9 protein-coding genes are annotated in these 13,171 nt (G+C 73.4%); 2 read left to right on the top strand and 7 right to left on the bottom strand.

Annotation, left to right across the window (positions count from 1 at the left end; genetic code table 11):
• Positions 1–49: 49 nt before the first annotated feature.
• Entirely contained in the window at positions 50–634 is a 585-nt protein-coding gene (locus BLU95_RS27840; protein WP_231977820.1) for a dienelactone hydrolase family protein, read from the bottom strand.
• A gap of 193 nt (positions 635–827) precedes the next feature.
• Here BLU95_RS27840 and BLU95_RS27835 point away from each other — a divergent pair, with 193 nt between their 5' ends.
• Positions 828–2,462, top strand: a complete 1,635-nt coding sequence (locus BLU95_RS27835) for an alkaline phosphatase D family protein (RefSeq protein WP_093862378.1) — start codon at positions 828–830, stop codon at positions 2,460–2,462.
• 91 nt (positions 2,463–2,553) lie between these two features.
• Here the strand turns inward: BLU95_RS27835 and BLU95_RS27830 are convergent, their stop codons facing one another.
• The 6 genes from BLU95_RS27830 to BLU95_RS27805 all read right to left on the bottom strand — a co-directional run bounded on the left by BLU95_RS27830 (position 2,554) and on the right by BLU95_RS27805 (position 9,434).
• Complete coding sequence (locus BLU95_RS27830; protein ID WP_093862377.1) at positions 2,554–3,420, bottom strand: ABC transporter permease; 867 nt, start codon at positions 3,418–3,420, stop codon at positions 2,554–2,556.
• Positions 3,417–6,242: an alpha/beta fold hydrolase gene (locus BLU95_RS27825; protein WP_093862376.1), complete on the bottom strand. Its 2,826-nt coding sequence runs from the start codon at positions 6,240–6,242 to the stop codon at positions 3,417–3,419. Before BLU95_RS27825 ends, BLU95_RS27830 begins: the two co-directional genes overlap by 4 nt.
• A gap of 179 nt (positions 6,243–6,421) precedes the next feature.
• Positions 6,422–6,883 (bottom strand): GNAT family N-acetyltransferase, encoded by a 462-nt coding sequence (locus tag BLU95_RS27820; protein ID WP_093862375.1) that lies wholly within the window; start codon positions 6,881–6,883, stop codon positions 6,422–6,424.
• A gap of 102 nt (positions 6,884–6,985) precedes the next feature.
• Positions 6,986–7,924, bottom strand: coding sequence for an RluA family pseudouridine synthase (locus tag BLU95_RS27815; protein WP_093862374.1), 939 nt, complete (start codon positions 7,922–7,924; stop codon positions 6,986–6,988).
• Between the two features lie 70 nt (positions 7,925–7,994).
• Positions 7,995–8,714 carry a signal peptidase II gene (gene lspA, locus BLU95_RS27810; RefSeq protein ID WP_231977819.1) on the bottom strand — a complete coding sequence of 240 codons (720 nt, stop codon included), beginning with the start codon at positions 8,712–8,714 and terminating at the stop codon, positions 7,995–7,997.
• A 210-nt stretch (positions 8,715–8,924) separates the two neighbouring features.
• Positions 8,925–9,434 (bottom strand): TraR/DksA family transcriptional regulator, encoded by a 510-nt coding sequence (locus BLU95_RS27805; protein ID WP_231977818.1) that lies wholly within the window; start codon positions 9,432–9,434, stop codon positions 8,925–8,927.
• A gap of 580 nt (positions 9,435–10,014) precedes the next feature.
• Between BLU95_RS27805 and ileS the strand changes: the two genes are divergently transcribed.
• Positions 10,015–13,146: an isoleucine--tRNA ligase gene (ileS, locus tag BLU95_RS27800; RefSeq protein WP_093862371.1), complete on the top strand. Its 3,132-nt coding sequence runs from the start codon at positions 10,015–10,017 to the stop codon at positions 13,144–13,146.
• Positions 13,147–13,171 lie beyond the last annotated feature (25 nt).

Here is a 13,171-nt window from a genome sequence, read left to right as displayed (position 1 = left end):
AGCCTCGCGCAGGAAGTCGGCCAGGCCGACTTCCTGCGCGACAGACGCCCTACGCGGCGTCCAGCTCCGCCAGGAAGTCCAGCGCGACCGCCCACGCCTGCTCCGCCGCCTCGGCGTCGTAGTCGGGCAGCTCCGGGTCGGTGAAGAGGTGGCCGGCGCCGCGGTAGCGGTGCACCTCCACGTCCGCGCCCGCCTTGCGCATCCCCAGGTACCAGGCGTTCAGCCAGTCCTCCGACTCGAACGGGTCCGGCTCGGCCACGTGCAGCTGGACCGGGATCGCGGTGGCCGCGTCCTCGCGGATGTCCGAGGTGCCGTGCAGGAGCAGCAGGCCGAGGGCCTTCTCGTCGGCGAGAGCGAGGTTCTGGGCGAGCGAGCCGCCGAGCGAGAAGCCCGCGTAGACGAGCGGCGTCCCGGAGCCCAGCAGCGGAGCGGCGACCCCGACGGCGCGGCGCAGGAGTTCGTCGCTGCCGATCTCCTCCTTGAACGCCATACCCTCCTCGACGTCGTCGAAGGTCCGCCCTTCGAAGAGGTCGGGGGTGTGCACGGTGTGCCCGGCGGCGCGCAGCCGGTCGGCGGCAACCTGGACGGCGGGGCGCAGGCCGTACACGGAGTGGAGGAGCAGGACGTGTGCCACGGGCGGGACTTCCTTGCGACGGGGGCCGGAACAGCCTCCCATCATCGCGCATGTCCGCCGGGTGACCGCGCCCACCCGGCGGGGTGGCGGGACGTCACGCCGTGGTGAAGTGACAACGAACAGTCAGTTCAGCATATGGAACACCGCGTTACCCGCCGGTAGCCTGTCCGCCGTGACTGACCTTGTCAATGACATGACCGCCGCCCGCCCCCACCGACGCCAGGTGCTCAAGGCCACCGCCGTCGTCGCGGGCGCCGCCGCCCTGCCGCTCGCCCTCGGCGCCGCCGCCCAGGCCGCCACCGTCCCGCAGTTCCTCCACGGCGTCGCCTCGGGCGACCCGCTGCCCGACGGCATCCTGCTCTGGACCCGGGTCACCCCGGCCCCCGAGGCCGTGCCCGGCTCCGGCCTCGGCGCCGACACCGAGGTCCGCTGGGAGATCGCCGCCGACAAGGGCTTCGCCCGGATCGCCGCCGGCGGCACCGTCACCAGCAACGCCGCCACCGACCACACCGTCAAGGTCGACGTCCGCGGCCTCGCCCCGGACACCGCCTACTGGTACCGCTTCACGGCCGGCGCGACCGTCTCCCCCGTCGGCCGCACCCGCACCACCCCGGCCGCCGACGCCGCCCTCGACCGGCTCCGCTTCGGCGTCGCCTCCTGCGCCAACTGGGAGGCCGGCTACTTCTCCGCGTACCGCCACCTGGCGGCCCGCGGCGACCTCGACGCCTTCCTCTTCCTCGGCGACTACATCTACGAGTACAAGAGCGGCGAGTTCTGCGCCCGCGGCTCCGTGGTCCGCCCGCACGCCCCCGCCCACGAGATCCTCAGCCTCGCCGACTACCGCACCCGGCACGGCCGCTACAAGACGGACGAGGACCTCCAGGCGCTGCACGCGCAGGTCCCGACCATCGCGATCTGGGACGACCACGAGTTCGCCAACGACGCCTGGTCCGGCGGCGCCGAGAACCACACCCCGGGCGCCGAGGGCGACTGGGCGGCCCGGGTGGCCGCCGCGAAGCAGGCCTACTTCGAGTGGATGCCGGTCCGCCCCTCCATCGCCGGCACCACCTACCGCCGCCTGCGCTACGGCAAGCTCGCCGACCTGCACCTGATGGACCAGCGCTCGTTCCGCTCCCAGCAGGTCAAGGTCGGCAACGGCGACGTCGACTCGGCCGACCGCACCCTGACCGGCCGTGCCCAGATGGACTGGCTGAAGTCCGGTCTCGCCGCGTCCGACACCGCCTGGCGCCTGATCGGCAACGAGGTGATGATCTCCCCGGTCGCCCTCTTCTCGCTGCCGGACTACCTGCTGCGCCCGCTGGCCAAGCTGCTCGGCCTGCCCGGCGAGGGCCTGGCGATCAACACCGACCAGTGGGACGGCTACACCCACGACCGCCGTGAGCTGCTCGGCCACCTGAAGTCGAACGGCATCACCAACACCGTCTTCCTGACCGGGGACATCCACTCCGCCTGGGCCTCGGACGTCCCGAACGAGGCCGCCACCTACCCGCTGTCGGGCAGTGTCGCCACCGAGTTCGTGGTCACCTCGGTCACCTCGGACAACATCGACGACTTCCTCAAGGTCGCGCCGCAGACCCTCTCCCTGGTCGCCGCCGCCGCGATCAAGGCCGCCAACCGCCACGTCCAGTGGGTCGACCTCGACTCCCACGGCTACGGCGTCCTGGAGGTCACCCCGGCCCAGACCCAGATGGACTACTACGTGCTCTCCGACCGGACCCGCAAGGACGCCACCACCAAGTGGTCGCGCTCCTACCGCACCCGGTCCGGCACCCAGCAGGTCGAGCGGGTCTACTCCCCCGTCAAGTAGTCCCACGGGTCGAGCAGGCCCACGAACGACGGACCCCGCCCGCCGTCCCCCGGCGGGCGGGGTCCGCCTCCCAGGGTCCGCCCCCGCACCGCTACGACACCACGTCCTTGCGCGCGAAGCCCCGGAACGCGAGCGCCAGCAGCACCACCGCGTAGGACAGCGACAGCGAGACCCCCTGCACCATCCCGCCCCACTCCATCCGCGGCTGCAGGGCGTCCGCCCACGCCCACTGCCAGTGCGCCGGCAGCCAGGCCCGCAGGTCGCCGAGGGCGGTGATGGCGTCCAGCACCCCGGCGACGATCGAGGCGAACACCGCCCCGCCGACCGCCCCCAGCGGCGCGTCCGTGGCGGTCGAGAGCCAGAACGCCAGCGCCGCGATCACGACCTCGCTGAGGAACACGAACGCCACCGCCACCGCCAGCCGGGGCAGTGCCTCGCCCGCGGTCAGACTCGCCCCGGCCGGCAGCCGCAGGTCGCCCCAGCCGTACGCCGCCGTGCCGACCGCCAGCCCGACCAACGGCAGCAGCACCACGGCGGCCGCCGAGAACAGCAGCCCGACCAGGAACTTGCGCATCAGCAGCCGCGCCCTCGGCACCGGCGCCGCCAGCAGGTACCGCAGCGAGGACCAGCTGGCCTCCGAGGCCACCGTGTCGCCGCAGAACAGCGCGACCGGGATCACCAGCATGAAGCCGGTGCCCATGAACAGCATGGTGGTCGCGAAGTTCGGCCCGGACGAGGTCGCGAGCTCGATGAACGTGGTCCGGTCGGCCCGCCCGGGCGTCCCGGCCACCGCGAACGCCGCCAGGACGACCAGCGGCATCCCGGCCAGCACCGCGCCGATCACCATCGTGCGGCGCCGCCGCAACTGGCGGACCACCTCCACCCGGAACGGCAGCGTCCGCCCGGGCCGGTAACCGGCCGCGTGGTCCGCCGACACCTCAGCAACCGCGGCGCTCACGCCGCACCTCCGATCAGTGACAGGAACGCGTCCTCCAGCCGGCGCTGCGGCCCGGCCGACTCCACCGGCACCCCGAGCCGGACCAGCTCGGCCAGCAGCCGGCTCGCCGCCATGCCGTCCAGCCCGACCAGCAGCCCGCCCTCGACGGCCTCCGCCGCGGCGACCCCGTCCAGCGCGGCGACCTTGTCGGCCGCCGCCGCCAGCTCCGCCGCGTCGTACGACGCCGCGGTGCCGATCAGCAGCTGCGAACCCGCGCCGACGATCTCCGCGACCGCGCCCGTGGTCACCAGCCGGCCCCGGTCCATCACCACCAGGTCGGTGCAGCTCTGCTCGACCTCGGCCAGCAGGTGGCTGGAGACGATGACGGTCCGCCCGGCCGCCGCGTACCGGATCATCACCTCGCGCATCTCGCGGATCTGCGGCGGGTCGAGCCCGTTGGTCGGCTCGTCGAGGATCAGCAGGTCCGGCAGCCCCAGCATGGCCTGGGCGATCGCCAGCCGCTGCCGCATGCCCTGCGAGTAGGTGCGCACCGCCCGGTCCAGCGCCTCGCCGAGCCCGGCGATCGCCAGCGCCTCGTCCAGGTGGGCGTCCGCCTCCGGACGGCCGGTGGCCTGCCAGTAGAGCCGCAGGTTGGCCCGCCCGGTGAGGTGCGGCAGGAAACCCGCGCCCTCGACGAAGGCGCCGACCCGGGACAGCACGGGTGCGCCGGGCCGGATCAGGTGGCCGAAGACCCTGATCTCGCCGGCGTCCGGCCGGATCAGCCCCATCAGCATCCGCAGGGTGGTGGTCTTCCCGGCGCCGTTGGGGCCGAGCAGGCCGAGCACCTGACCCCTTTCCACCCGGAAGCCCAGCTCGCGGACGGCGTACCGGTCGGCGGCACCCTTGTAGCGCTTGCTCAGGCCGGTGATCACCAGCGGCACCCCGGCGAGCGCCGGGTCGTACCCGGGTCCGTGCGCGCGCCGCCCGGCCCCGGCCGCCCGCAGCCGCGGCACCAGCACCAGCCCGGCGGCCAGCGCGAGCGCGACCAGCGGCAGCACCCAGGTGCGGTTCGGCAGCGGCGCGGCCTCGGTGACCAGCCCGTCCACCGTGGGCAGGGTGACCGGCCCGGTGACGGCCGCCCGGTAGGTGGCCGGCTCGACCGGCGAGGCGTACGCGAGGTCGGTGGAGGCGAGCACCAGCCGCAGCCGGTGCCCGGCGTCGAAGGTGTGGTCGACGGTGGGCAGCGCCACGGTGACGCTCCGGCCGTCGGGGGCGTCCGCCCCGGTCACCCGCAACGGGGCGGACAGTTGCTGCGGCAGGCTCTGCTTGCCGTCGGGGGCGACGTCGTACAGCTTGGCGAAGAGCACCGCGTCCGGCCGGTCGGCCCGGACCCGGACCGGCACCGTCGGCTGCCCGGTCAGGTGGACCGAGGAGTCCAGCGGCGCCGACTCGAAGGTGGCGAACTGGCCGGGGAAGTCCAGCGCGAGGCCGGCGCCCAGCGCGGACGCCTGGCCGAGCAGGCCGCCGAGGCCGGGCAGGGCGGAGATGTTGGACGGCGCCCCGCCGGGCGGGTTGGCGAAGGCCTGCTCGGGTGCGCCGTCCGGGGCCTTCAGCTCGAACCGCCGCGAACCGGTGCCGCCGAGGCCGGGGTAGCTGTCGGCGGTCGCGCCGCGCAACACCGCCTGGAAGCCGGTCGAGTCGACCCCGCCGGTCCGGGTCACCCGGAACGCCGCGCCGGCCCCGCCGGTGCTCGCGCCCCCGTCACCCTTCAGATAGTGGTCGAACCAGGCCGTGACCCGGTCGTCCACCCGGTCGCTGGTGTCGGTCGCGCCGTCGTGCCCGCCCGCGAACCAGTCCACCGCCACCGGGGCGCCGTTGGCGGCCACCGCCTTGGCGATCGCGTCGCCCTGGTCGAGCGGGAACAGCGAGTCCTGCTGGCCCTGGACCACCAGGGTGGGCGCCTTGAGCCGGCCCGCGACCGAGGAGGGGCTGGACCGGTCGAGCAGGGCCACGGCCTCCGGGTCGGCCCGCCCGGCGGTCGCCACCCGGTCGTACATCCGGCACAGCTCGTCCAGGAACCGCCCGCAGCCGACCTGCCCGTCGCCCTGCTCGGGGGCGAGGGCTGGACGCGCCGCGCCGCCGGACGGGCCGAGTTCGCCCACCGAACCGGTGGTGAAGAAGATCCCGGACCACAGCTTCTTGAACACGCCGTCGACCGCGCCCGAGCCGCGCACCCCCTGCGGGAACAGCGCGTCGGCCAGGTTCCACCAGGTGATCGCACTGGCCACGGCGTCGATCCGGGGGTCGTAGGCGGAGCCGAGCAGCGCCACCGCGCCGCCGTAGGAGGCGCCGGTGATGCCCACCCGAGGGTCGCCGGGCCCGTCCAGCTGGACCTCGGGGCGCTGCGCCAGCCAGTCGACCAGGTGCTTGACGTCCTCGACCTCGCGGTCCGGCGCGTTCAGCCCGATCTTCCCGCCGGAGCGGCCGAAGCCGCGCGCCGACCAGGTCAGCACCGCGTACCCCTGCCGGGCCAGCTTCCGGGCGCGCTCCCGCTCGCCCTCCTTGGAGCCGCCGAAGCCGTGCCCGAGCAGGACGGCGGGGCGCGGGCCGCTGCCGGTGGTGAAGAAGGAGGTGTCGAGCTGGACGATCTGCGAGCTGCCGGGGGTCTCGGCCATCGCGAGGAAGCGGTCCTCCTGGCGGACGGCCTGTTCGCCCCCGGCGGCGACGGCCGCGGCCGTCCCGACCGCGACGACGGCCGTCAGGGCCACCGCCCCGGCCACCAGTCTCCGTCCGGCGACCGTCCCACGGCCTCGCCACCGGCGCCACGCCCCTCCGAGCTCCATGGGCGTGATCGTAGTCGCCCCCGGAGTAGGCGTCCGATAAGAACAGCGGCCCCCGGACGCGCACGGCCCCGGGAACGCGCGGCCCCCGGACGCGCACGGCCCCGGGAACGCGCGGCCCCCGGACGCGCACGGCCCCCGGGAGCTCTCCCGGGGGCCGCGCCCTGCCTCGTCCCCCGGTGCTACAGCACCCGGGTCATCGTCCGGTGCGGAATCCCGGCGTCGTCGTACACCGGCCCCTCGGCCGTGTACCCGAGGCGCTCGTAGAACCCGAGCGCCTGCACCTGGGCGTGCAGCTCCATCTCGCGCGCGCCGTGCTCCCGACCGGCGGCCTCGACGGCCCGCACCAGCTCGGCGCCGAGCCCGGTCCCCCGGGCGGTCTTCAGCACGGCGAGCCGGCCGAGCAGCACCCGGCCGGCGACCCCGCCGGTGATCCCGAGCGCCTGCTCGCCGAAGATCAGCCGCGCCGTGCCGACGGGCTCACCCTCCGGTCCGACCGCCAGCAGGTGTTCCGAGGTGGGGTCGAGGTCGTCCCACTCCTCCTCCTCGGCGATCCCCTGCTCGACGATGAAGACCTCCCGCCGGACCTCGTGCACCAGCGCGAGGTCCGCCTCCCCCCGCGCGACCCTGATCGTCACCGTCATCCCGGTTCCCCTCGACTCTCCGACCCGGCCCTGCGGATCGGCCCTGCCACTCGGCGCTGCGAATCGGCCCTGCGAATCGGCTCTCCGGCCGGACGCTCCGGCTCAGCTCTCCGACGCGATGATGTCCAGCGCCTTCCGCAGGTCCGCGGGGTACTCGCTGGAGAACTGCACCCACTCGCCGTCCGACGGGTGCTCGAAGCCGAGCGAGACGGCGTGCAGCCACTGCCGGGTCAGCCCGAGCCGCTTGGCGAGGGTCGGGTCGGCCCCGTAGGTGATGTCGCCGACGCAGGGGTGCCGCAGCGCGGACATGTGCACCCGGATCTGGTGGGTGCGGCCGGTCTCCAGCTTGATGTCCATCAGCGAGGCGGCCCGGTAGGCCTCGATGAGGTCGTAGTGGGTGACCGACGGCTTGCCCTCGCGGGTGACGGCCCACTTCCAGTCCGCGCTGGGGTGGCGCCCGATCGGCGCGTCCACGGTGCCGCTCAGCGGGTCCGGGTGGCCCTGCACGAGCGTGTGGTACTTCTTCTCGGTCACCCGGTCGTGGAACTGCCGCTTGAGGTCGGTGTAGGCGCGCTCCGACTTGGCCACCACCATCAGCCCGGAGGTGCCGACGTCGAGCCGGTGCACGACGCCCTGGCGCTCGGCCGCGCCGGAGGTGGAGATCCGGTAGCCGGCCGCGGCCAGCCCGCCGATCACGGTGGGGCCGGTCCAGCCCGGGCTCGGGTGCGCGGCGACGCCGACCGGCTTGTCGACGAGCACGATGTCCTCGTCGTCGTGGACGATGCGCATGCCGTCGACCGGTTCGGCGACGATCTGCACCGGCGCGGCGGGGGCCGGGATCTCGACCTCCAGCCAGGAGCCGGCGGTGACCCGGTCCGACTTGCCGGCGACGGCGCCGTCGAGCGTCACCTTGCCGTCGGCGGCCAGCTCGGCGGCCTTGGTCCGGGAGAAGCCGAACATCCGGGCCAGGGCGGCGTCGAGGCGTTCGCCCTCCAGGCCGTCGGGAACGGGGAGGCTTCGGGTCTGCGCTGCGGTACTCACCCGTACGAGTATGCCGGACGCGCGGGCCCTCGCCCGCGCCGCGCCCGGCGGGGGCGGAGGCCGCAGCGCCCTACTCGCCCTTGTCCGCCCGCTCGCCCTTCTCCGCCCGCTCGCCCTTGTCCGCCTGCTGGTGCACGGTGCCGTCCGGGTTGCTGCCCCGGAAGGAGAGCAGGACGACCAGGATGCCGCCGCAGACGATCGCCGAGTCCGCCAGGTTGAAGACCGCGAAGTGCTGGACGGAGATGAAGTCGACCACGTGCCCGCGGAAGACCCCGGGCGAGCGGAACAGCCGGTCGGTCAGGTTGCCGAGCGCGCCGCCCAGCAGCAGGCCGAGCGCGATCGCCCAGGGCAGGCTGTACAGCCGCCGGGCGATCCGCCAGATCACCACGATGACGGCCGAGGCGATCATGGTGAAGACGACGGTCAGCGCCTGCCCCATGCCGAAGGCGGCGCCGGAGTTGCGGATCACCTGGAAGGTCACCACATCGCCGATCACCTTGATCGCCGAGTGGTTCTCCAGCCGGGCCACGACCAGCAGCTTGCTGCCGAAGTCGACCAGGAAGGCGAGCAGCGCGACGACCAGGAGCACGCCGATCCGCCTGCGCCCCTTCGGCTCCTCCGCCCCGGCCGGCTCGACCGGGAGCGACGCCGGAGCCTGGACCGCGGCCTGGACCGGGGCCGGAGCCGGGAGGGACTCCTGGGCCGGTGCGGGGGCCGCGGCCGCCTCGGGGGCCGCCGGCCGGGCCGGAGCCGCGTCACCGGGCCCGGCCACGTCCCCGGCCGGGGCCACGACGTCGGCGGGCGTGGGGACGGAGTCGTCCCGCGTCTGGGGGGAACCTTGCGTACTGATGATCCGCTCCGCTGCCGTGACGTGGGGGGCCGATGGGCCGGTGGGAAGCCCGATCTCCGACGGATCGTCCGACGGATCAGGCGACGTTACGGGGTCGAGCCTACGGCAAGCCCGACCCCTCCCGTCGTCCCGGTCGGCCGCCCGGAGCGGTCAGCGGCGTTCCTGCTTGGCCTTGCACTGGACGCAGAGCGTCGCCCGCGGGAAGGCCTGCATCCGTGCCTTGCCGATGGCCTGGCCGCAGGACTCGCAGGTGCCGAATCCGACGCCCTCCAGCCGGGCCAGCGCGTGCTCGGTCTGGGCGAGGCTGTCGCGGGCGTTGTTGGCCAGCGCCACCTCGCTCTCGCGCGAGATGTTCTTCGTACCGGCGTCCACCTGGTCGTCGCCGGCTCCGTCGTTGGAGTCCCGCATCAGACCGGTGATGGCCGCCTCGGCCGCGTCGATCTCCTGCTGGAGCCGCTCCAGATCGTTGATCAGCTCGGCGTGCAGCTCGCGCACCTCCTCGGAGGTCCACGGGTCCTCGCCGGGCCGGACCGGCAGCTCGGCCGGGTCGACCGACTCGGCACCGCCGGTACGGGCGGTGGCCCCGGCCGGCGTACGGGTGCGGCCGGGGGCCACGAGAGTGGTGTCGGTGGTGTTCTTGCGCCGTGCGGTAGTGGTCACGGTCCCCTCCCCTGGATCGCCTGCCACGGCCTTGCGTGCCCGCTTGGTGGCGGTACCCGCGACGGTTGTCTTCTCAGCCATGGCTTCGACCCCATCTACGAACGAATCGAGCCGCCGGTTCCCGGCGGCCTCCAGTGCCGGAACGATAATCCCGATCAAAAATGGTCACAACATGACATACCGACGCCTCACCATGATCCCACCCAGCCAGCCGCCACACGCGACACGCCCATCGCGCCGAACAGAGTTGTGCCCCCCGCCCCGGCGCGCCGAAACCGACTTGCGACGGCCGATACACTGGGCCTGCAAGGCGCAGATGGGGACGAGTACCGCAGTACGCAGCCACCAGCGACCCGGGGACGGTGCGAGCCCGGGGGTGTGCACCGCGCGAAGATCACCCCGGAGCCGCCGGAAGAACGGTCCGCGATCCCCTTCGTCGGCCCGCTAGACCCGGCAGCAAGCCCAAACAAGAGGGCCGCGGACAGCATCGCGGCCAAGGAGGGTGGTACCGCGGGGCGGCATGCCGTCTCGTCCCTCCGTCGGATCCCGTCCATGCATCCGCCGGAGGTAGACGCCCGTCATGGCCAGCTCCTACAACCCCGTCCCCGCGCAGGTCGACCTGCCCGCCCTCGAACACCGGATCCTGTCGTTCTGGCAGGACAACAAGGTCTTCCAGCGCAGCCTGGAGCAGTCCGAGGGCCGCCCCGAGTGGGTCTTCTACGAGGGCCCGCCGACCGCCAACGGCATGCCCGGCGCCCACCACATCGAGGCCCGCGTCTTCAAGGACGTCTTCCCCCGGTACCGGACGATGAAGGGCTACCACGTCGCCCGCAAGGCCGGCTGGGACTGCCACGGCCTCCCGGTGGAGCTCGCCGTCGAGAAGGAGCTCGGCTTCTCCGGCAAGCAGGACATCGAGGCGTACGGCATCGCCGAGTTCAACGCCAAGTGCCGCGAGTCGGTGACCCGCCACACCGACGCCTTCGTCGAGCTCACCAACCGGATGGGCTACTGGGTCGACCTCGACCAGGCCTACCGCACCATGGACCCGTCCTACGTGCAGTCCGTCTGGTGGTCGCTCAAGCAGATCTTCGACAAGGGCCTGCTGGTCCAGGACCACCGGGTCGCCCCCTGGTGCCCGCGCTGCGGCACCGGCCTCTCCGACCACGAGCTGGCCCAGGGCTACGAGACCGTCGTCGACCCCTCGGTCTTCGTCCGCTTCCCGCTGACCAGCGGCCCGCTGGCCGACCGGGCCGCGCTGCTGGTCTGGACCACCACCCCGTGGACCCTGGTCTCCAACACCGCCGCCGCCGTCCACCCCGAGGTCACCTACGTGGTGGCCACCGACGGCACCGAGCAGCTGGTGGTCGCCGAGCCGCTGCTGGCCAAGGCCCTCGGCGAGGGCTGGGAGGCGACCGGCGAGTCCTTCACCGGCGCCGAGATGGAGCGCTGGGCCTACCGCCGCCCGTTCGACCTGGTCGAGATCGAGAACGCGCACTACGTCCTCAACGCCGAGTACGTCACCACCGAGGACGGCACCGGCATCGTCCACCAGTCGCCCGCCTTCGGTGCCGACGACCTCGCCACCTGCCGCAAGTACGGCCTGCCCGTGGTCAACCCGGTGCTGACCGACGGCACCTTCGGCCCCGAGGTCCCGCTGGTCGGCGGCCAGTTCTTCAAGAAGGCCGACGAGGCCCTGGTCGCGGACCTCCAGGAGCGCGGCCTGCTCTTCCGCCACCTCCCGTACGAGCACAGCTACCCGCACTGCTGGCGCTGCCACACCGCGCTGCTCTACTACGCGCAGCCGTCCTGGTACATCCGCACCACCGCGGTCAAGGACGCGATGATCCGGGAGAACGAGGCCACCAACTGGTTCCCGGACACCGTCAAGCACGGCCGCTTCGGCGACTGGCTGAACAACAACATCGACTGGGCGCTCAGCCGCAACCGCTACTGGGGCACCCCGCTGCCGATCTGGCGCTGCGAGGAGAACCACCTCACCTGCGTCGGCTCGCTGGCCGAGCTGTCCGAGCTCACCGGCACCGACCAGAGCGGCCTCGACCCGCACCGCCCGTTCATCGACGAGGTCACCTTCGACTGCCGCGAGTGCGGCGGCACCTCGACCCGTGTGCCCGAGGTCATCGACGCCTGGTACGACTCGGGCTCGATGCCCTTCGCCCAGTACGGCTACCCGTACCAGAACAAGGAGCTGTTCGAGAAGCGCTACCCGGCGCAGTTCATCTCCGAGGCGATCGACCAGACCCGCGGCTGGTTCTACACCCTGATGGCCGTCGGGACCCTGGTCTTCGACAAGAGCTCGTACGAGAACGTCGTCTGCCTGGGCCACATCCTGGCCGAGGACGGCCGCAAGATGTCCAAGCACCTGGGCAACATCCTGCAGCCGATCCCGCTCATGGACCAGCACGGCGCCGACGCCGTCCGCTGGTTCATGGCCGCCGGCGGCTCGCCCTGGTCGGCCCGCCGGGTCGGCCACGGCACGATCCAGGAGGTGGTCCGCAAGACCCTCCTCACCTTCTGGAACACCGTCGCCTTCCAGGCCCTGTACGCCCGCACCTCCGGCTGGGCGCCGTCCGCGGCCGACCCGGCCCCGGCCGACCGCCCGCAGCTGGACCGCTGGGTGCTCTCCGAGCTGAACGCCCTGGTCCGCGACGTCGACGCGGCCTTCGAGGCCTACGACACCCAGCGCGCCGGCAAGCTGCTCTCCGCCTTCGTCGACGACCTCTCCAACTGGTACGTCCGCCGCGGCCGCCGCCGCTTCTGGCAGGGCGACGCCGCCGCGCTCGCCACCCTGCACGAGGCGCTGGAGACCGTCACCCGGCTGATGGCCCCGCTCACCCCGTTCATCACCGAGCAGGTCTGGCAGGACCTGGTCGTCCCGGTCGTCCCGGACGCCCCGGCCTCGGTCCACCTGGCCTCCTGGCCGGAGGCGGACGAGTCGCTGATCGACACCGACCTCTCCCGCCACATGGCGCTGGTCCGCCGGCTGGTCGAGCTGGGCCGGGCCACCCGCGCCGAGTCGGGCGTGAAGACCCGCCAGCCGCTGTCCCGCGCGCTGGTCGCCGCCCAGGGCTGGGACGAGCTGCCGCAGGACCTGCGCGCGCAGATCGCCGAGGAGCTCAACGTCTCCACCCTGGAGTCGCTCGCGAACGTCGGCGGCTCGCTGGTCGACACCACCGCCAAGGCCAACTTCCGCGCGCTGGGCAAGCGTTTCGGCAAGGGCGTGCAGGACGTCGCCAAGGCGGTCGCCGCCGCGGACGCCGCCCGGCTCGCCGCCGAGCTGCGCGCCGGGGGCACCACCTCGGTCGAGCTGAACGGCGAGACGGTGGCCCTGTCCCCGGACGAGGTGATCATCACCGAGACCCCGCGCGAGGGCTGGGCCGTCGCCAACGAGTCCGGCGCCACCGTCGCGCTGGACCTCGCGATCACCCCCGAGCTCAAGCGCCTCGGTGTCGCCCGGGACGCGATCCGCCAGATCCAGGAGGCCCGCAAGAACTCCGGCCTGGACGTCGCCGACCGGATCGTGCTGCGCTGGCGCGCGAGCAACGACGAGACCGCCGAGGCCATCGCCGAGCACGGTGCCCTGGTCGCCGAGGAGGTGCTCGCCACCGACTTCGCCGCCGGCGCCGCCGACTGGGCGTCCGACACCTTCGCCGACGAGTCCCTCGGCCTCGCCTTCCAGCTGCGCAAGGCCTGACCCGGCTCCGGAGCCGCCGTCGCCC

It is taken from the genome of Streptomyces sp. TLI_053 (assembly GCF_900105395.1).
Lineage (GTDB): Bacteria > Actinomycetota > Actinomycetes > Streptomycetales > Streptomycetaceae > Kitasatospora.
The sequence above is the reverse complement of the archived record's forward strand: the minus strand, read 5'-3'. Positions and strand labels throughout refer to the sequence as shown.

Excerpts from the sequence above, each read along its gene's own strand:
- BLU95_RS27835 (WP_093862378.1), top strand. The coding sequence starts at position 828 with ATGACCGCCGCCCGCCCCCACCGACGCCAGGTGCTCAAGGCCACCGCC.
- BLU95_RS27825 (WP_093862376.1), bottom strand. The coding sequence starts at position 6,242 with ATGGAGCTCGGAGGGGCGTGGCGCCGGTGGCGAGGCCGTGGGACGGTC.
- BLU95_RS27820 (WP_093862375.1), bottom strand. The coding sequence starts at position 6,883 with ATGACGGTGACGATCAGGGTCGCGCGGGGGGAGGCGGACCTCGCGCTG.
- ileS (WP_093862371.1), top strand. The coding sequence starts at position 10,015 with ATGGCCAGCTCCTACAACCCCGTCCCCGCGCAGGTCGACCTGCCCGCC.